Source organism: Clostridium gasigenes (genome assembly GCF_017348895.1).
GTDB classification, from domain to species: Bacteria; Bacillota; Clostridia; order Clostridiales; family Clostridiaceae; genus Clostridium; species Clostridium gasigenes.
Map to the genome: position 1 here is coordinate 1,970,035 of NZ_CP071376.1, position 18,642 is coordinate 1,988,676.

At 30.1% G+C, this 18,642-nt stretch carries 21 protein-coding genes and 1 pseudogene; 10 read left to right on the top strand and 12 right to left on the bottom strand.

Going from position 1 to position 18,642, the window contains the following annotated elements; translation table 11 throughout:
- Position 1 precedes the first annotated feature (1 nt).
- From gmtZ to J1C67_RS09310, 4 genes are all read right to left on the bottom strand, one after another.
- The gene (gene gmtZ, locus J1C67_RS09295) at positions 2-2,743 is read right to left on the bottom strand and encodes a gamma-mobile-trio integrase GmtZ (RefSeq protein ID WP_207253585.1); all 2,742 of its coding nucleotides are present in this window, start codon (positions 2,741-2,743) and stop codon (positions 2-4) included.
- Complete coding sequence (gene gmtY / locus J1C67_RS09300) at positions 2,744-4,231, bottom strand: gamma-mobile-trio recombinase GmtY (protein ID WP_207253586.1); 1,488 nt, start codon at positions 4,229-4,231, stop codon at positions 2,744-2,746. It lies immediately after the preceding gene.
- 187 nt (positions 4,232-4,418) lie between these two features.
- Positions 4,419-5,003: a TlpA disulfide reductase family protein gene (locus J1C67_RS09305; RefSeq protein ID WP_167867332.1), complete on the bottom strand. Its 585-nt coding sequence runs from the start codon at positions 5,001-5,003 to the stop codon at positions 4,419-4,421.
- A 140-nt stretch (positions 5,004-5,143) separates the two neighbouring features.
- The gene (locus tag J1C67_RS09310) at positions 5,144-5,848 is read right to left on the bottom strand and encodes a cytochrome c biogenesis CcdA family protein (protein ID WP_167867333.1); all 705 of its coding nucleotides are present in this window, start codon (positions 5,846-5,848) and stop codon (positions 5,144-5,146) included.
- A 162-nt stretch (positions 5,849-6,010) separates the two neighbouring features.
- Here J1C67_RS09310 and J1C67_RS09315 point away from each other — a divergent pair, with 162 nt between their 5' ends.
- Positions 6,011-7,078 (top strand): sugar ABC transporter substrate-binding protein, encoded by a 1,068-nt coding sequence (locus J1C67_RS09315; protein WP_167867334.1) that lies wholly within the window; start codon positions 6,011-6,013, stop codon positions 7,076-7,078.
- 251 nt (positions 7,079-7,329) lie between these two features.
- A complete protein-coding gene (locus J1C67_RS09320) occupies positions 7,330-7,488 on the top strand; it encodes a DUF1540 domain-containing protein (protein WP_167867335.1) in 159 nt (52 codons plus the stop codon).
- Positions 7,489-7,613: 125 nt separating this feature from the next.
- Here J1C67_RS09320 and J1C67_RS09325 read toward each other — a convergent pair whose 3' ends face one another.
- Both J1C67_RS09325 and J1C67_RS19785 read right to left on the bottom strand, forming a co-directional pair.
- Positions 7,614-8,156 carry a GNAT family N-acetyltransferase gene (locus J1C67_RS09325; protein ID WP_167867336.1) on the bottom strand — a complete coding sequence of 181 codons (543 nt, stop codon included), beginning with the start codon at positions 8,154-8,156 and terminating at the stop codon, positions 7,614-7,616.
- Positions 8,157-8,436: 280 nt separating this feature from the next.
- Positions 8,437-8,529, bottom strand: a pseudogene (locus J1C67_RS19785) (AsnC family transcriptional regulator); the annotation flags it as partial.
- 189 nt (positions 8,530-8,718) lie between these two features.
- On the opposite strand from J1C67_RS19785, the gene J1C67_RS09335 reads away from it, so the two are divergent.
- Positions 8,719-9,564: an aldo/keto reductase gene (locus J1C67_RS09335; protein ID WP_167867337.1), complete on the top strand. Its 846-nt coding sequence runs from the start codon at positions 8,719-8,721 to the stop codon at positions 9,562-9,564.
- A gap of 210 nt (positions 9,565-9,774) precedes the next feature.
- Here the strand turns inward: J1C67_RS09335 and J1C67_RS19435 are convergent, their stop codons facing one another.
- Entirely contained in the window at positions 9,775-9,954 is a 180-nt protein-coding gene (locus tag J1C67_RS19435; RefSeq protein ID WP_243176844.1) for a GyrI-like domain-containing protein, read from the bottom strand.
- A gap of 30 nt (positions 9,955-9,984) precedes the next feature.
- Complete coding sequence (locus J1C67_RS09340) at positions 9,985-10,584, bottom strand: MerR family transcriptional regulator (protein WP_243176845.1); 600 nt, start codon at positions 10,582-10,584, stop codon at positions 9,985-9,987.
- Between the two features lie 588 nt (positions 10,585-11,172).
- On the opposite strand from J1C67_RS09340, the gene J1C67_RS09345 reads away from it, so the two are divergent.
- Positions 11,173-11,472 (top strand): hypothetical protein, encoded by a 300-nt coding sequence (locus J1C67_RS09345; RefSeq protein WP_167867338.1) that lies wholly within the window; start codon positions 11,173-11,175, stop codon positions 11,470-11,472.
- Positions 11,473-11,559: 87 nt separating this feature from the next.
- A complete protein-coding gene (locus J1C67_RS09350) occupies positions 11,560-12,372 on the top strand; it encodes an alpha/beta fold hydrolase (RefSeq protein ID WP_167867339.1) in 813 nt (270 codons plus the stop codon).
- A 419-nt stretch (positions 12,373-12,791) separates the two neighbouring features.
- Here J1C67_RS09350 and J1C67_RS09355 read toward each other — a convergent pair whose 3' ends face one another.
- Positions 12,792-13,265, bottom strand: a complete 474-nt coding sequence (locus J1C67_RS09355) for a DUF2691 family protein (protein WP_167867340.1) — start codon at positions 13,263-13,265, stop codon at positions 12,792-12,794.
- A 259-nt stretch (positions 13,266-13,524) separates the two neighbouring features.
- On the opposite strand from J1C67_RS09355, the gene J1C67_RS09360 reads away from it, so the two are divergent.
- On the top strand, positions 13,525-13,872 hold the full coding sequence (locus tag J1C67_RS09360) for a four-helix bundle copper-binding protein (RefSeq protein WP_167867341.1): 348 nt from the start codon (positions 13,525-13,527) through the stop codon (positions 13,870-13,872).
- Positions 13,873-13,979: 107 nt separating this feature from the next.
- On the opposite strand, the gene J1C67_RS09365 is transcribed toward J1C67_RS09360, so the two are convergent.
- The 3 genes from J1C67_RS09365 to J1C67_RS09370 are packed head-to-tail and all read right to left on the bottom strand — an operon-like array spanning position 13,980 to position 15,036.
- On the bottom strand, positions 13,980-14,363 hold the full coding sequence (locus J1C67_RS09365; protein WP_167867342.1) for a cytidine deaminase family protein: 384 nt from the start codon (positions 14,361-14,363) through the stop codon (positions 13,980-13,982).
- A gap of 29 nt (positions 14,364-14,392) precedes the next feature.
- On the bottom strand, positions 14,393-14,521 hold the full coding sequence (locus J1C67_RS19675; protein WP_279286203.1) for a hypothetical protein: 129 nt from the start codon (positions 14,519-14,521) through the stop codon (positions 14,393-14,395).
- On the bottom strand, positions 14,518-15,036 hold the full coding sequence (locus J1C67_RS09370; protein ID WP_167867343.1) for an STM3941 family protein: 519 nt from the start codon (positions 15,034-15,036) through the stop codon (positions 14,518-14,520). The genes J1C67_RS19675 and J1C67_RS09370 overlap by 4 nt, the downstream gene beginning before the upstream one ends.
- A gap of 308 nt (positions 15,037-15,344) precedes the next feature.
- Here J1C67_RS09370 and J1C67_RS09375 point away from each other — a divergent pair, with 308 nt between their 5' ends.
- From J1C67_RS09375 to J1C67_RS09390, 4 genes are all read left to right on the top strand, one after another.
- Positions 15,345-16,031 (top strand): response regulator transcription factor, encoded by a 687-nt coding sequence (locus tag J1C67_RS09375; protein ID WP_167867344.1) that lies wholly within the window; start codon positions 15,345-15,347, stop codon positions 16,029-16,031.
- Positions 16,032-17,414: a sensor histidine kinase gene (locus J1C67_RS09380; protein ID WP_167867345.1), complete on the top strand. Its 1,383-nt coding sequence runs from the start codon at positions 16,032-16,034 to the stop codon at positions 17,412-17,414.
- 138 nt (positions 17,415-17,552) lie between these two features.
- A complete protein-coding gene (locus tag J1C67_RS09385; RefSeq protein WP_089966633.1) occupies positions 17,553-18,269 on the top strand; it encodes a hypothetical protein in 717 nt (238 codons plus the stop codon).
- 109 nt (positions 18,270-18,378) lie between these two features.
- On the top strand, positions 18,379-18,642 hold the full coding sequence (locus tag J1C67_RS09390; RefSeq protein ID WP_167867346.1) for a metal-sensing transcriptional repressor: 264 nt from the start codon (positions 18,379-18,381) through the stop codon (positions 18,640-18,642).

Sequence of the window (18,642 nt, forward strand, 5' to 3'; positions counted from 1 at the left end):
ATTATTCTTCATCAATAGTAGAATTATCTAATATTAATACATTACTATTTATAGTCACAGATTTAAGTTCATCAACAAACTCATTCTCAAACCCGATTTCTTCAAGTTTCTTACGCCCGATCGCATAAGGAATAGCATCTTTTAAACTACCTGCACGACTAATCAAAAGCCTCATGAATTGATTTCCTGCAATGAGCTGTTCTTCTTCTGTTAATGAGAACATAACGGGCATTTTATTGTTATTTTTAAATGTTAAATCTATGATTTGAGACCTTTGAAGAACTGCCTTGCTTGCATCTGTTTCAGGGAACAGTTCCGCCCCATTACAGATGATTTGAAGCTGTTCAAGTTCATGTTCGATGTTATTAATAGAAATTTCAACATCTGATATAGAACCTACGGTAACAAGCTGAAATCCATTATCAGAAGAAGTTTCTTTGATTATCTTCATGCTCTTATCAATAAGACGAAGAGTGGCATTATAATCGTTTGCTAGCTTATCATTCTTCTGTATCTCCTGTGCATAAAACTGCTCATATTTAAGCAATTCATGATGTTTTGTAAATATGGTTCTATTAAGTTCGCATTCATATTTTTCATTTTCTAAAAGTTCTATATCATATTGATATTTAATCACTCGTTTTCCTGTTTCGCCCATATTGTAACCTATGGTATTAAAATGATGCACTAAGCCAGGAAGAAAAGCGGGACTAGTTACGAACCATCTACATCTGACACAGTTTTGCTCTGGAAAACCTGGAACAACACCGTAAGTGATTTTATCCGTATCAGCATTAATATATGTGCCACCTGAATCGCATCCAAAACAGCCTTTAGGACAAATTCCTTTATCACTTATAATAATACTTGCACCTGATTTTTGAGCGTTGATTACTGCCTGATAAGCTATTGGGTCATTGGCAGCTACACTTGTTTCTAACTGTTCATACTTTGCATCTCTAATAAATCTATTAAAAGCTTCTTTATCATTTTCAAGGATCCTCTTTTCAGCTTGATTCATTGTATCTGTAACATATGAAATACCTGCTTTTGTATAATAAAGAGTCATAACGAGCCTTGCGTGACCTGCGATAGCCTTTGAAAGAATAGGCATTGGAACTCCACCTTCAAGAGCATAGGCAGTTATAAGTGATACTCTGAGCGAATGAAGGGGATAATAAGTCGTTTTACGACTGTCTGGATGCACAAATCCCAATGTTCTTTCTTCTTCGGATGATGCATTTTCTTTAAGTTGGTTCTCAAGCTTTTGAAGTGTCTTATACCAAACAGATTCCAATCCATTTCTTGTTATTGGCAAGTGTTCCTGTCCTATTGAAGTAGGATTTCTGAAAAGAAATGTGATTTCCCCCATTTGTTTTAAAATCCTCACATCTTTTGCATTTCCTAAGTGAGTGCTTGTCATTTCTGTCCATTTTGCAGGTTGAGAAATAGGATTGTACTTCATCTGCCAGTCAATAAGTTTTGCAAGCCAGTATTGTGCTTCTTCGTGCTGCCAAGGAATGTCATAACCTTTATCAGATTCCTCTTTGTTGATATCCGCTGTTTTATTCGTGTTGATAAAAAAACCTGTCATTTCAAGCTGTGTTGTATTGTCTTTGAATTTACGAAGAACTCCTCTTTCAAAAGGATTTCTTTCTGTACCCTGACTTAAATATGAATCATTCTTAATCCATTTTCCAGCCACATCTCTCACAGACTGCACATACTTATAAGTATCCATTTCTCCACTGTCAAGCATACGTACCTGATAAGTTCTCAAAGGAAGAAGGAGCTTTGTCAAAAGTACCACAGCTGTCCCTGGAAACCACATCTCATATGCTTGATCAGAAAGCCCTTTATTTACCTTTTCGTACGTGGTAGTTTTTCTGAATCTGTAAACACAGTCCGGGTCATTTTTATCAATAACAGATTTATCAACAATGAACCACTCACCACCTGCTCTAATTGAATCACCTGCACTTTGTGCAAATTTCAAGTCTTTAAAGCAGGTTGCATTTGGAGGGCAGAGTATATTGCGAAGGTCTTTAATGTATCTATAAGGCAATACATTCTTATCTGATTCATTACGTTGAGATGATTTTACAGAGTCTGGTATATATTTTATTAGAGGATTTTCAAATTCTGCTGGAGTAAGTTTTTTTCCTAAATCATCTTCAATCGAAAACTTCTCCTCAATGACCCAGTCAATGAAAGCAACAATCTTTTTTGCTTGATTTAAAGCAGCGGATTGTGAGCCTTTTTTTGCATAAATAATCTCGTAAAAATCTGGGGTGTCATATTCTCTTGAAATGAATTCCTGCACAGACCTAGTGATGTTATAGAAAATAACATATTTCTTAAAGAAGCTTGATAGAGATATAAGTGCTGCATCTTTACTTCTTACAACCGTTTTTATCCATTCCTCGGCATATTCTTTCCATTGCTGTAAATCAGAATCATATTCTAAAAGCCATTCGAAGCTTTCACTTGTGCTCGTTCCATGTTGCTTTAACTCAAGTTCTCTTTTCCTAGCTTTTTCCTTTAACTTTTCAAGCCTCAGCTTTTCTTTTGGCGATAATGAGTTATCATCAAAAGCTCCGTTTTCAATGAAATTTCGGAGCCATTTCATGGTAGTAGTACAATTAACACCATATTCTCGTCCAATTTCCGAAGCTGATTTGCCGTTGCAAAGTTCTTCAATCATTTTATACTTAAAAGATTTATCATAATGCTTTACTTCCATTTATTTCCTCCTATATCTGTATCTATTCTGCTGTTTAGTTTCTTCATTCATCCATGCATCAATCTCAGTCTGCATTGGAAGTACACAACCATTATCCAAAGATGCAGTAGCATTATTTAGTGAAGCTGTAACATCTGCAACTGTTGGCTCTGTGTATACTTTATGCGACTCTATGGATTTGTGGTGCATGGCAACTTGTTTGATGCGGTCATCTATATTGGCATTTTTAAGTCTTTGACCATATGCGTGTCTATGTCCGTGTGGAGTAGTGCCATATTTCTTTCCGACTATCAAATCAATCTTTTCAACCGCTTTTTCGTGAGACTCCCTCTGAGTCCTAAGTGGCATCATTTCTCCTAGCGTTTTAGTCGAATGTGCGACAAAGGCAAATGGGTGAGTATCCTTAATGCCATCTCTTAACCTTTTAGCCATATACATTTTCCATACATACATAAAGATGTATCCCCATTCCTTTGACAACCAGTAAACATGCATGTATTTATCTTCGTCGTTATCAAGCCTTGGCTCTTTCCACCCTGCAAATCGTTTGTCCTGTGCGGAATACATATTGCGTGGAAGTAAACCATATTTTAACAACAGATAGCTTTCTCTGTCTGTTATATATTTACCAGTAGTAGGGTTCTTGAAATCCTGCGGGGCTCTTCCTTCGCTTGGGTGATAGATTCGTACCACAGCAAGATTTGGGTCTTCAGGGTCAAGGAAGACATCCTGCACCCATAAATGAAATACTTCACTATGCCTAAGTCCACCGCCATGCATCAGTATAGTAATGGCAATATCACGCCAGTTATAGCGGTCAACAAGGTCTAATTCATAGTTCTTTCTTGTATTCTTAAACCCTTCCCATAGTAGCTCATGTATTTTATTTTCAGGGAATGCTTTTGTATCTCCTTTTGATGAGTATGGTTTTCTTCTTCTAACAGCATTGCGAACTAATTTTGCAGTTTCAGACATTTCATGAACATCATCTAAATGCCCTAGAAATGATTTCTGACTTTTGTTGATCTGTGCCATCCAGTTAAGTCGTTCTTCATATCTTGTGGCTTTTCTCCAAGGGTTTAATTGAACAGCTCCATATTCTTCATATAACCAATCTGATAACCCATTTAAAGCAGATAAAAGCATATTCGCTGTTTCAACTCTTTTAGGTAACCAATAAAGTCCCGAAGGGTCTAAACCTTCTTCATTTATTGTTCCTGAATAAACAGACTCCGTAAATGTATCAAAGAATTCTTTTGCGGAAGAATAACATTTCTGATTAGCTTCCATATAGTCAAGCAATAGTCCAACAGCTTGCACTAACTTCTTATGCCAAGTTCTGCTTTTACTACGATTCTTTATTTGATATCTGTGTAATTGTTCAAAAAGTATTATCTCTCCATTATACTCAACTAGAAGAGTAGGAACGTCTATGCTCCTTCCTGTATTATCCCTATATGTTTTTGAAGATACCTGAACATACTTCATATATATCCTCCTGTACTTATAGTTTGATTATATTATTATGTATAACACCATAGATATTTATACATAACAACAATAAAAAAGGTACTACATATTAAAATGTAATACCTTTTTAGTAGTTTGATTATAAATATTTTACCCTAGATAACTTTGGAAACAGTGCGTCTATAGTTACTTATATTAAAATGTATTAATTATTTAATAAATTGATATAAGATTTCATTTCTTCAAGGGTCATAGCACCAATTTTTTTAGAAACTATGTTACCTTCTTTATCAATGAAAAAAGATGTTGGTATTGAAACAATATTATATTTTATAGCAACATCCTGGTCAGAGTCTAATAGGATATCAAAATTATATTTATTTTTTTCAATAAAAGACTTTACAGTTTGTTTATCTTCTCCTAAATTAACAGCTAAAATAACTAAATCAGAATTTTTATTTTCTTGATAAAGTTTTTCAATGTCAGGCATTTCAGCTTTACATGGAGGACACCAAGTTGCCCAAAAATTTAGAAGTACATTTTTGCCCTTAAAATCATTTAAGGAAACATCTTTCCCATTTAAATCTTTTAATTTAAAATCAATAGCTTTCTCTTTAGTTGTAGTCTGCGAATTTTCCATGTCAATTTTATTATCATCGGTTTCAACTGGTAGACTGATATTGTTTGAATTTCCTAGATTTATAGTTTTATTTTTATTATAATTTATCACCGTATAAAGGCTTACACCAAATAATATGGTAATTGCCAAAATAAAAAGAGATTTTTTCATACATAGCCTCCTTATAGGAATCTGAAAGAAAATAATGAGTCAAAGATCCCTTATAGTAATATGTTATTAATATTTCTAATTTAATGATTATTATGCATTATATACATAGTATAAATATATTTAGAGACTAAAATCCGTGATTAAAAATTGATAAAATTCATATATCTACTTATTATATTAACAGTATTTGTAAAGACCATAACTCCCATTATTATAAGTAATAAACCACTTATAATAGAAATAATTGGAGTATACTTTAATATCTTATTTTTATATTTCATAAAACTATCTATTGCCATTGCTGTAAGTATAAAAGGTACTGCAAGACCTAGTGAATATATACTTAATAACAATATACCTTTATAAATAGTGCCCAAACTACTAGAATAAATTAATATTGAAGATAATATAGGGCCAACACATGGAGTCCATCCAGCAGCAAAAGACATTCCCATAAGAATTGGGCCGAATTTTTTGCTTAAGGAGTTAAAAGGTAAAAATTTTTTTTCATAATAAAAAAACTTAATTTTTAATATACCTAGGGTATGGAGTCCAAAAATTATCATTAAGGAGCCGCCTATTTTTCTAAAGAGACTTTGGTTTTTAATTATTACTTTACTTAATGTAGTAGCTGAGGCTCCCATAAGAATAAATATAATAGAAAAACCTAGGACAAATCCTAAAGCCTTATAAAAAGTAGATAATTTGGATTTTGTATCATTAGTTTCATTTATAACAGAACCAGTCAAATAGCTTATATAAGCTGGAACTAGTGGTAGTACACAAGGAGATAAAAAAGAAAGTACACCAGCCGAAAAGGCTAAGATCAAAGAAATATCATTCAAGTTAAAACACCTCCTATAAATAACATTAATTATTACACATTATCATTAATATGTGAAGATTATATGAAGAAGTATTTTTGTATGGAATAATTAAGCATGTAACGATAGGGGAATAAGCTGAATATATTAATTAGGAGATTAATAATTAAGTAGGTGGTAAATATGTACCTATCGATACCAGATGTTTTTTTAGTACCAGTTCATTATGATGAAGAAGATATTTTTAATATAAAAAAAATAGTAATATTGCAAGACTACAATTTTGATAGTGGTTTTACAAATAAAACTGCAAAGAGAAAGGAATTAGTAAGAGGTCTATCTTTACCTAGCCAAAGAGAAGAGATATTTGTTAGGGCGAAGGCGTGCATTGAAAAATACGCTAAAACTAAAGGAATTACCGTAAAGGTAGAAAATGCTGATAATGATGCAGACAAGCAAGCTTCACAAGTGGAAAATTTAATAGCACAAGGTATAGATGTATTGATTTTAGCTCCTGTAGATTCATTAACTGCAGCAACTATGGTTGAAAAGGCTCATAAAGAAGGAATCAAGGTACTAGCCTTTGATAGAATTATAAAAAATAGTGATTTAGATTTATATATTTCTTTTAATAGCACAAGGGTTGGACAACTTCAAGCACAGTTTCTTATTAAGCAAGTTCCAAAGGGAAATTATATTATTATGTCAGGAGATCCTGAGGATGATAATGCTAAGTTGTTCAAGGAAGGTGCAATGGACTATATAAAACCATTAGTTGATAAAGGTGATATAAAGATAGTTACAGAACAAGCAGTAGATAATTGGGATCCAAAGAATGCTTTTAAGATAGTGGAAGATTCTTTAATTGCTAATAAAAATAAAATTGATGCTATATTAGCGCCAAATGATAATACAGCAGGTGCTGTAATTCAAGCATTGCAAGCACAAGGTTTAGCCGGTAAGATTCCTGTAGCAGGACAAGATGGAGACTTAGCCGCTTTTAAAAGAATAGTTCAAGGAACTCAATTAATGACAGTAATTAAAGATATTAGAGAATTATGTAAGGCTGCTATAGATGCTGCAATAAAATTAGATAATGGGGAAGTTGTAGATATAAATTATACTATAAACAACGGTAAAATAGATGTACCTTCAGTTCTTATTACACCAATAGCTGCAGATAAAAATAATATAGAGAGGGTTCTTATAGACAGTGGATATGTAAAGAAAGAAGACGTTTATAAAATGTAATAGTAACTAAAGTAGCAGAATCGTATGGAGAGTATGGCACGATTTTATTATTGTGCAACGTCAAGAGCAGAAATGCTCTTTTTTATTTTGAAGCAAATATTTTGAATGTAAATAAAAAAAATAGTAGCATCCAATTAAAGTGGGCGGCTACTATTTTTTTTATATTTTATCTTATATAAATTTCGTGCATAATTATCATTAACAGAGGCAAAATAAGAATGTTACGATTACGATACAAGGAGGAAATAGATATGAATCATAATTCAAGCATAGGTTGTTCAGTATCAGAATGTAAGTTTCATTGTAAAGATGATAACTATTGTACTTTAGACAATATTCAAGTAGTAAAGCATTCTCAAAAGGCAGATACTATTGAATGTACAGACTGTGGAAGTTTTAAGACAAACTAATCTAAAACCTAACAGAAGTGGAAAAATCCACTTCTGTTAGGTTTTATTTTCATGCTATTCAATTTCATATTAAAGATCTATAACGAAAGCAAAGGCTCTTTTATTTATGTTAATTAACATTTATCTTAAGACATATCCCATTCTGATGCAAGAAGTGCATATTCATATGTATCTTGCCAAAGGGGCTGGTTATTCACGTCATTTTTAAAGTATATATTCTTCAAAAGATGTCCTTCACGTCTCATATTCAATCTTTCAAGCAACCTCCATGATGATTCATTATCTGGATTGCACATTGCAATAATTCGTCTAGCTTTCAATTCTTTAAATGCATAATTAATAATAAGTTGAGCACTTTCTAAGGCATAACCATTATGCCAATAAGTAGAATTAAAAACATAGCCTAATTCGTAACTTTCATAGTCTTGCTTTGCTAAATAAAGATTGCCAATAACTTTTCCAGATTCTTTTAAACATACTGCTATAAAGTCTTCATTTTGAGATCGGTAAATAGCTTGTTCTTTACTTCCTTCTTCTGAAAATGGCTCATAAGGTTCAAATCTAACTACTTTCTCGTCAGATAAATATTCATGTAGATCTTTCCAATCATCTTCACTAAACTTACGAATTATTAATCTTTCACTAATAATTTCATTCAATAAACCCATAAAAACTTTTCTCCTTTTATAAATAATATTTATGTTACAATATCTAATAACTTTGACACAAAACATATAGAAATATTACCATGTACTTTATAAAATTACAAATTTAAACAATTTACTGTTTGAATTGTTCATAGGAGTGCTAAAATGATAAGTTTCATTTAAAAATCCAATAAGAACTTTTCCACACTTTCGTTTGTAGGAATCTGTGAGAATATAATGTTAGTAGATGTAGTAGCATTTAAAGATGAAATAGAGTCAACAAACTTTTCAATTTCTGATATAGATTTACCTTTTTGGATAATTCTCTAATAGATAAACGACTATCTTGTTGGAGCTCCTTTAATATTTTAATATCTGTATTATCCATTTTCATATGCATAGCAATTACCTCTCTTTTGTTTCATTTGAAATATAGTCGCTTTAAAAATAATATCAAATAGTAAGGATTTTTTATCATTTATTTATTATAATATAGTAAGTAATATGAGTTATCAATTTTTAAGAAATATATTGATTACATATATCAAAAAAAATATTTAATAAATATGAAAGGTTGATTTAAATGCAAAATATAAAAAGTTATACAGTTTTAGATAACGGAGTAAAAATGCCTTGGCTTGGATTTGGCACATATAAGGTTGAAAACAAAGATACAGTTATTGAATCAGTAAAAGAAGCACTTAAAGTTGGTTATTGTCATATAGATACTGCCTCTTTTTATAATAATGAAGAAGCAGTTGGAATTGCAATAAAAGAAAGTGGAGTACCTAGAGAAAAAATTTTTCTAGTAAGCAAGGTTTGGAATTTAGATCAGGGTTATGAGAAAACTTTAGAAGCTTTTGAAACTTCTATAAAAAAGCTTGGAACAGATTATCTTGATTTATATTTAATTCATTGGCCACATCCTTTACATAAAGAAACCTGGAAGGCTTTAGAAAAACTTTATAAAGAAAAACGTATAAAATCTATTGGAGTAAGTAATTTTACAGTTAACCATCTAAATGACTTACTAGAAGATGCAGAAATTGTACCAATGGTAAACCAAGTAGAATTTCATCCTCTGCTTATTCAAAATGAGTTAATAGACTTCTGTAAAAAACATAAAATACAATTAGAAGCATGGTCACCATTAATGAGGGGTAAGATTTTTGAAGTCCCACTTTTACAGGAGCTTTCAAAAAAATACAGAAAAACAATATCTCAAATTGTACTAAGATGGGATTTACAAATGGGAGTTGTTACTATTCCTAAATCAACAACTCCGTCAAGAATAAAAGAAAATACAGAAATATTTAATTTTGAACTAAGTAAAGAAGATGTAAATAAAATTAAACAATTGGATAAAAGCTTAAGAGTAGGGTCAGATCCTAATGAAGTCTATGAATGTGCAGAGATATTCAACAAATAACAAATATTATAATAGCCATTGATGCATCATTTTTAAATAGATAATTGTTTTTTAGGAGTGGAGTATAAATATAGACTTAGAAAATTTGAAAAAAGCAAATAAAAGACAAGCATTGTAATTAATGCTTGTCTTTAGTCTTATAAGAGGATTACAACCTGAATGCAAATGCAAATGCAAATGCAAATGCAAATTATGATCATAATCCCCAGCTTATTTCCTTATAACAGGTATTTGTAGCTCGGTAAGCCATTCATCTTCGCTTTCTTTGTTCCAAATACCATCGATATAGTTTTCTCGCGGACTGTCACCAAGTATATATCCATTATCTTCAATCCACTTAAAAGCAAAGGCATACGCATTTGCAAGTACAGCATATGATCCCTTGTGCATAACAGAAACTGCAGATAGACTTTCAATTTTTTAAAATTTAATATCACCAGTTTCTTTACCCATCTTTTCTACCGCTTCGCAGAATTCAATGTTAATATCTTTATCTTTGTATTCGTTGTCAAGATATTTGATGAAGCAGTACTCAGGCACAGTACATTTTAATTCAGGATTTGCTGCAGCAACCTCTACTCCGATTTCTGGTATAAGCTCAAAATATGAGTCATAACTTGGTACTGTCATCCTCTTTGAATAGACTATACACTCTGGTAATTCTTTTAAAATCGCTTGATAATTCATGATTAACTCCTCCTCTTTTCCTTGTAATATAAATTCAATTCGAGAGAGCTGTGCATTACTTTCAGCGATAGTATCTTCAATTTCATTTTTTCGTTTTCTCAAAATTAAATCTATACAGTATCCGGACATAATCAGCTTGATTTCATTAATTGATAAACCAATTTGGCGAAAAGACTGGATTTTGTGAAGTTTTACTAATTGTATAGTTGTATAAAAACGATAGTTTGTTTCCTCATCCACAAATTCAGGTTTTAATAAATCAATTTCATCATAATACCTTAATGCTTTTACTGTAGTTTTCGTAAGTTTGGAAAATTCGCCTATTCGAAACATATACACATCTCCTTTCCTTATGAATTAAGATTACAGTATCCTCTAGAGGGAGTGTCAATAGGTATTTTAATATTTTAGGCAATATTCTAGAAACACTGATTAGAACCTTGGAAAGTGCCTTATACAACATGAAGTTATGCAGAAGTACAGTTACTAAAAGCTTGATGGAAAATTAGCGAGTAAAAAATAGAAGGTTTTAAGAAATCTAAAGATTATAGGCGCTATCGTAATATAACCTCTTCAGGAAAATCCCATATAGTTCATTACGTAGTTTGCCAACGATGAGGTAATAAATCATCGATAATAAAGACTGTATATTTTTTTTGGATTCAATGTTTTTTGCAATATTATATAATTCATCAAATGTCATAGTTATCATCTTTTCAAATAAATGTCTAATATAAATAATATACACCATAAATCACCAGTATTCATTAAATTATAGAGATAATATTTGCTTTTGTTGATTTGATATTAAAATAAATATTAATCATAGTAAAGTCTCTTCATAAAATCTTTATATAAATAATGTAGGATGTAATCAGATAATAATTATTTTAAATTTGAAAATATATAGGAGGAATAAGTATGAATTGTCACAAAGATAACAAAAAAAATAAATCAAAGCACAAACATAGCCCGTTAAAACACATGTTGCATATGGTTCTTTGCTGTGGTTTACCTATAGTAATTATAGCTTTTTTACCACTTATAATGAGATTTAGTCCTAGTACTGGGGGAGTACTAGCAAGGATAGTACCATTCTTATGTCCAGTAATGATGATCCCAATGATGATGGGTGGTAATAAAAACAAGAGCTGCTGTGAAAGTAAAAATAATGATCATGGTAATAACGAAGTAGAGAAATTCAAGCAACCTATTGAATAATATATTTTAAAATTAGATAGGTAACTCACATATGTACTTCAAAAGGAATACATTGTTAATGGATAAATTATTAATGGAGGTATTTACTTGGGATATTATATTAAAGTAGAAGGAAATGTAAATATTTATGTAGAGGATGTTAACCCAGAGGGCGAGGAGACAATCTTATTTCTTCACGGTTGGCCTGGAAGTCATGAGTTGTTTGAGTATCAGTTTGATCAGCTTCCAAAAATGGGATATCGATGTATTGGTATAGATATGAGAGGATTTGGTAAATCAGATAAGCCTTACACAGGCTATGACTACGATCGATTATCAGACGATGTTCGAGCCGTAGTACATGCATTGAGATTAAATAATTTTATACTTGCGGGGCACTCCACGGGAGGAGCAATTGCTATCAGATACATGGCTAGGCACAGAGAATATGGGGTGTCGAAACTTGCTCTATTTGACGCAGCGGCTCCTAGTCTTATCCAGAGTCCCAATTTCCCTTATGGAGTACCAAGAAAAGTTATAGATGATATAATCCAGGGAACATATACTGATCGTCCTAAAATGCTACGCGATTTCGGAAATATATTTTTCTTTCAAAATATAACGGAACCATTCTCTGATTGGTTCTTTCAATTGGGATTACAGGCAGCAGGGTGGGCAACTGCGGCTATTGCAAATACTTGGATAAATGAAGTACTGTTTTCTGATCTTGGAAAAATAAATGTTCCTACTTTAATTATTCATGGCATACATGACAAAGTTGTTCCATTTGCACTAGCTGAAGTACAAAAAAGAGGTATTCAAAATTCAAAACTTATACCATTTAAATATAGCGGTCATGCGACGTTCTATGACCAGCGTGACGAATTTAACGAAGAATTGATGAAATTTATTGAAGAATAAAGTTTTTGGTCTTTATATTTTCATAGAGTAGTAAAAGTTTGAAAACATTCATAAATTTTAGAGAGATATTAATAATAAATTATACCGATTATTCAGTAAAATACCGTAATATTCAGAAATTTATCAAGAGTAATTTTATAAAAACTATTTTTAAATAAGACTTCTAACATAATATCTATGTATATTATGTTAAAGTAACAAGTCCGGCAACACATGTTGCTGGACTTTAGTTCGTAATATATCAAAAATTGTTCCTATAAATTCTATCTAATCGATTAGATAAATTGGAATTTGTTAACTAGGCATTATACTTACTTTCTTCTCCGATTTTTCAGAATATTATAACTAAAAATCAAAGCAATAATATATACAACAATAAAAATCGCAATCAAGCTAACTCATATTGTGTCACAGATGATTTACTGAATAGAATATTTTTCTTTAAGTAAATCATTTTCAGAAATATATTCAACATCTTCATAGCCTTTTGATAAAGCATAACTATACATCTTTGTTACCGTTTGATTGCTTTTACACCAAAACATAACATAAGAACAATCATATACTGCAAGTGCTATTTGACAATCACTATCTAAGAATTCTTTATAAGTCCGTATTGATTGAACAGTTCCATCTTTGAAAAAGGCCCTTAAAGTGATAAAAACCAAATAGTAAGTATTTATTTTTGCAATATTGCATAATCTTTCGCTCTGTATTATTTTATCTTCTTCTTTAAATAAAAATTCATTTGTAAATTCATTATTATCCAATATATGTATTTCGTCATTATCAATTAACCACTGATACTCACCAAATTTTATAGGTTCTAATATATCAGATAGGTATTTTCCATACTTATTTGGAATTTTAAAACTTACTCCCATATTTTTCATTTAATTACCCTCCCAATATATATATAATAACTATTACCAAAAATATATAACAATATTACCATGTATTTCATAAAAATTATAGATTTTAATAAAGCTCCTATTGCATTATAAAAACACTGATTGGAACTTCTGAAGCTTTATTATATAAGGTGTAGCTATGTAGAATTATAGTCACACATTTAATTTTAGAATGGAAATATCTAATTTTACACATAATATATTTGGTAGAAAGAATTAGATATGTAAAGGAGATTTTTAAATGGGAATAGCAACAAATTCAACAGACAAATACCAAACATGTATTGATGAATGTAATAGGTGTGCTCAAGCATGCCATGAATGCTTTAAAGCATGCTTAAATGAACCTGATGTTAATACAAGAAAGAATTGTATAAGCATTCTTGTTGAATGTGCACAAATGTGCCAAATGTCATCATCACTAATGTCAATGGATGGTAAATTTGTGAAAGAACATTGCAAACTATGTGCTAATATTTGTGAAAAATGTGCGGCAGAATGTGATATGTTTAAAGATGAGCATTGTACAAAATGTGCTACAGAATGTTATGCATGTATTGATGAATGCGAAAAGATGCCTGGTATGTAAATACTCCATAATAAGCAATTAGGAATATATTTAAATTCCTAATTGCTTATTCATATTGTTTTTAAAGTAATTAATTCTTGTTTTTTATCTTATAACAATATTATTCATTACGTAGTTTGCCAACGATGAGGTAATAAATAATCGATAATAACGATTGTATCTTTTTTTATCATGACCTCGCATTTATGATTGTCATCATGAATTTGACAAATAAATTCTCTACATCTTCCACAAGGAGCTATAATTGTTCCGTCTTTATAAACCGCTATTAATTTAATTATCCTATTTTCTCCAGCAGTAATCATCGAAGCAATTGCAGCATGTTCTGCACAAAAGCCCATAGAACAAGGTGTATCTATACATACTCCAGTGTAAACTTTGCCACTTTCACTTAAAATTGCTGCGGCAACAGAACCTGCATAAGAATTTTTTGAAAGCTTTTTAGGGTTTAATGTTTTTTTTGCAATATCATATAATTCATCAAATGTCATAGTTATCATCCTTTCAAATATAGTACTTATTAGCTTAATATAGATTGAATCAAATCCTTTTTAGCTTTATAATATTCTTTACTTTCTTGAGACATCTTGTTATAGCTTCTTTCAAGTTTGCTTTTAACAAACTCAACACTGTCATCAATATTGGTCATTGATTTGTTTTATATTCTTCTAATCCCTTCTGTAATAATGATGCCAGTTCATTAAATTCTATATCTGCTGTAGATAATAATAATGCAGATATTTCAATTGGGAAATACTTTAATATCAAGTTTAATTTAATGGCTAATCGTTTTGCCGGGGAAATTCTTTTCATAAGTTTACTTAAGTCATAGACAGTTATTATTATATATTCTTTTCTAGATCTTTTTCGAACATTAATAGATTTAATTTCTTGCCAACCAATAAATCCGACACTAAATAAAGTTGAAATATCAGTTATTCCATTTTTATCTATTATCAGCATAGGTATGGAACCTAGAGCATTTTTAATAATAAAGATTAAAGCTGCACTAAGTAATACAGTTGATATTCCTCCAATTATAATTAGAAATAAATTTCCTTCAATTATTCCCACTGTTAAAATATAGATACATACAATCAGAAAAGCAATTCCTGATATTATCGACCTTACTACTTTCTTTTCGTTAATAATAATGTCATCCATTTTATCTACCTTCCTTAATCAAAAATAATTTTCATAATTACTTGCCAATATTCTACAACTATTACCAAATTATATAACAATATTATCATGTATTTCTTAAAAATTACAGATTTTAATGAAACTCACCTCATAGTTCCAATGCTGCCCTAAATAAAACAAAGAATTATGCAATAAAATATAAATAATATAATAAATCTTCATAATATCTTTAAAACTAATTGATATAATAGGTAGTGAATAAAAGATTTAATTAATATATTGAATATATTTTAAAAATAATAATTATATAAAATAAGAGGTGGATAAAGATGTATAACATTTTAATAATTGAAGATGAAGAAAAAGTATCAGAGGTGTTAAAGGCTTATTTAGAGAAAGAAGGATATAAGGTCTACTGCACTACTAAAGGCTTAAAGGGAATTGAAATATTTAAAACAATTGATTTTAAACTTATAATCCTTGATTTAATGCTTCCAGATATAAGTGGAGAGGAAGTATGTAAAATAATAAGGCAAAGTTCTGATGTACATATATTTATGCTTACTGCCAAGGGCACATTAAATGAAAAGATAGATGGGCTTAATATTGGTGCTGATGAATATTTAGTAAAACCATTTAGTCCAAGAGAATTAACTGCTAGAGTTAATTCGTTATTTAGAAGATTATTATCAGAGAGTAAGGCTTCAAATTTTTCTTTTGATGATGAAATATTAATTGTTGATTATGAAAAAAGATCTGTAAAATCAAATGGAGAAGAAGTTCAATTTACTCCCAATGAATTTGATATATTATATGCACTTATTATAAATAAAGGTAATGTACTATCAAGAGAACAACTTTTATGCAAAATAGGTGGTATAGATTTTGATGGATATGATAGAACTATTGATGTTCACATAAAAAATATACGTAAGAAGATAGAAGAAGACACAAAAAAACCTAAATATATTATAACAGTTATGAAAGTAGGCTATAAATTTGGTGGGGGAAATTAAATGCAAACTATTAGAAAAAGATTAAGTATTTTATTTGTTATATGCTCAATTTCATCAATACTATTAATTACACTATTTGTAAATGTAACTATAAGTAAAAAATTTAATGAATATATGATAGATACTCAAAATAAGAGATATGAAAGAATTGTAGGTTACTTTGAAGAGCTGTATAAAAAGGAAGGCAAGTGGGATGAAGATTCAGGTGTTGAATTAATGCATGAAGCTTATATGGGAAATTATTGTTTAACTTTACTTAATAATAATAAAGAATATATATGGGGAATGAATTCAGATGATATTAAAAATAGCACGCATCTAAACACTATGTTAGTAAAAGATAAAGGAGTTTATAAGTCTAACAGGTTTGAAATAAATGTTGATGGAACTGTAGTTGGTTATGTAGATGTGGGTCAATATTCATCTGTATTGTTATCTGAAGAAGACATGAATTTTAAAACAGCAATAAATAAAAGTATTATCGCTAGTGGAGTAATAACTCTAGTAATCATTATCTATATAAGCCTTTATTTTTCAAAGCAATTTTCAAGTCCAATTAAAGAAGTTGCCAGTATGTCTGTAAACTTATCAAAAGGTAACTTTGATATAAAATCTGGTACAAAAAGTAATATTGAAGAATTAGAAAATTTAAGGGAGAGTATTAATATATTAGGTGGAAAATTAAATCAGCAGGATATGCTTAGAAAAAGATTAGTATCTGATATATCACATGAGATAAGAACTCCTTTAAATATACTACAGAATAATTTAGAGGCTATGATAGATGGGATTTTCCCAGTTTCAACAGAAAGGTTAAATTATTTAAACGAGGAAGTAGTAAGGTTTGGAGGGTTATTAAATAATTTAAATGTTTTAAATGAGTTTGAGTCAGAGAGTGTAAAGCTTAATTTTGAACCCTTACTTTTAGATGAATTAATACAAGGTATATGTGATGACTTTTATATGGCAGCAAAAAACAAACATATTAATATGGAATACAATATACAACCTAACAAAAATTATAAAATAACTGGTGATAAGGATAAACTAAAGCAAGTCTTTATAAACCTAATATCAAATGCACTGAAATTTACTAATAGTCATGGTGAAATATCTATAAATCTGTATGATAATAATAAAAATATAATAGTAGAGGTTAAGGATAATGGTATTGAAATAAATAAAGAGGATTTATCTTTTATATTTGAAAGGCTTTATAGAGGAGATAAAAGCAGAAATGAAATTGAAGGAAGTGGTATAGGGTTAACTATTGCTAAAAATATATTACTGCTTCATTCTGCAAATATAGATGTAGAAAGTAATTATGGTCAGGGGACTAGTTTCAAAGTTTACTTTAGTAAAGTACTTGAAAAAAATAATTAATATCAATAAATTCAGAAGCATTATAAAGAAATATGAAGAAATAAAAAATGAAATTCCTTATTTCTTCATACAGTCTTCATAAGATTCAATTATTATATATTTATATAGGACAAAATAAATATAAGGAGTTGTAATTATATGAAGAAGACTAAAAAATTAGTGGCTTTTATTATTTCTTCAATGATAGTGTTATCCTTTGTAGGGTGTAGCAGGACAGTAACAGGAAATGAAGATACAGATAATGCTCTTAATGCTTTTAATGAAATTGTTAAGACTTATTCAGAAAATAAAGGCTTCCATAGTGCTTTGCAACATTGGGGTTTTAAACTTCCAGGTGGAGAAAAGTTTGAATGGAGCAAGGATATGTCAGCAAATAAAGCAGATTTTGCTATGGTAATGTTAGCTGATCCACTTATTGAAGCAGGACTAGATGTTAATAAATTAGATCCAAATGAGTGGTTATATAAACCAGCAGAAAAAGAGGATGGACAAGATTTACCAAATAGATTAATAAGGCCATATAATGTAAGTGATAAAAAAGAAACTTCTAAAGGATCAGAAGATTCCATGAGAAGATTATTAAAAGTAGATCCAAGTATTATAAAATACCATGAAGATCAACAGCATTACAGATTAACACTTGGGGAAGATAATGAAGTGCAGTGGACTGAAAATCTAGATTTAAATGATGAAGATATGATATTTGTACTTAAGGCTGAACCTCTTGTACAAGCAGGTCTTGATGTTAGCAAGCTTGAGGGAAGTGGTTGGATATTTAGAGAAGCGTCTAAGGATAATATGGGAATGGGAGAAAATCCAGATCAAATAGTAAAAATATATGATATAAACAAATAAAATTTTTACAGTTATAGCCCTCTTAACAAGAGGAAAGTGATTTTTATATATGTATTATACTAAAAATATACCACTCCCATATAGGGGAGTATTAAAAAGGCGGTACATTATGAACGAAGAACAAAGGAAAGCATTACAATCCTTAAAAACTTGTAGAGGACAAATTGAAGGAATTATAAAGATGATTGAAGATGGAAGGTATTGCGTTGACATATCTAACCAAATAATTGCAGCTCAAGCTCTTTTGAAAAAAGCAAATTTGTTAATTATAAAGCAGCATATAGATCATTGTGTTAAGGACGCTGTTAAGCTGGATAACGGTGATGAAAAAATAGATGAAATTATAGATATTTTATCTAAAATAATGAAGTAA

Bases quoted from the DNA above. Each gene is read 5' to 3' on its own strand.
- J1C67_RS09390 (WP_167867346.1), top strand. From the start codon at position 18,379: ATGAACGAAGAACAAAGGAAAGCATTACAATCCTTAAAAACTTGTAGA.
- J1C67_RS09375 (WP_167867344.1), top strand. From the start codon at position 15,345: ATGTATAACATTTTAATAATTGAAGATGAAGAAAAAGTATCAGAGGTG.
- gmtY (WP_207253586.1), bottom strand. From the start codon at position 4,231: ATGAAGTATGTTCAGGTATCTTCAAAAACATATAGGGATAATACAGGA.
- J1C67_RS19435 (WP_243176844.1), bottom strand. From the start codon at position 9,954: ATGCACAAGGGATCATATGCTGTACTTGCAAATGCGTATGCCTTTGCT.
- J1C67_RS09380 (WP_167867345.1), top strand. From the start codon at position 16,032: ATGCAAACTATTAGAAAAAGATTAAGTATTTTATTTGTTATATGCTCA.
- J1C67_RS09335 (WP_167867337.1), top strand. From the start codon at position 8,719: ATGCAAAATATAAAAAGTTATACAGTTTTAGATAACGGAGTAAAAATG.
- J1C67_RS09320 (WP_167867335.1), top strand. From the start codon at position 7,330: ATGAATCATAATTCAAGCATAGGTTGTTCAGTATCAGAATGTAAGTTT.
- J1C67_RS09385 (WP_089966633.1), top strand. From the start codon at position 17,553: ATGAAGAAGACTAAAAAATTAGTGGCTTTTATTATTTCTTCAATGATA.
- J1C67_RS09360 (WP_167867341.1), top strand. From the start codon at position 13,525: ATGGGAATAGCAACAAATTCAACAGACAAATACCAAACATGTATTGAT.
- J1C67_RS09305 (WP_167867332.1), bottom strand. From the start codon at position 5,003: ATGAAAAAATCTCTTTTTATTTTGGCAATTACCATATTATTTGGTGTA.
- J1C67_RS09365 (WP_167867342.1), bottom strand. From the start codon at position 14,363: ATGACATTTGATGAATTATATGATATTGCAAAAAAAACATTAAACCCT.
- J1C67_RS09340 (WP_243176845.1), bottom strand. From the start codon at position 10,584: ATGTTTCGAATAGGCGAATTTTCCAAACTTACGAAAACTACAGTAAAA.
- J1C67_RS09355 (WP_167867340.1), bottom strand. From the start codon at position 13,265: ATGAAAAATATGGGAGTAAGTTTTAAAATTCCAAATAAGTATGGAAAA.
- gmtZ (WP_207253585.1), bottom strand. From the start codon at position 2,743: ATGGAAGTAAAGCATTATGATAAATCTTTTAAGTATAAAATGATTGAA.
- J1C67_RS09370 (WP_167867343.1), bottom strand. From the start codon at position 15,036: ATGGATGACATTATTATTAACGAAAAGAAAGTAGTAAGGTCGATAATA.
- J1C67_RS19675 (WP_279286203.1), bottom strand. From the start codon at position 14,521: ATGACCAATATTGATGACAGTGTTGAGTTTGTTAAAAGCAAACTTGAA.
- J1C67_RS09325 (WP_167867336.1), bottom strand. From the start codon at position 8,156: ATGGGTTTATTGAATGAAATTATTAGTGAAAGATTAATAATTCGTAAG.
- J1C67_RS09345 (WP_167867338.1), top strand. From the start codon at position 11,173: ATGAATTGTCACAAAGATAACAAAAAAAATAAATCAAAGCACAAACAT.
- J1C67_RS09315 (WP_167867334.1), top strand. From the start codon at position 6,011: ATGTACCTATCGATACCAGATGTTTTTTTAGTACCAGTTCATTATGAT.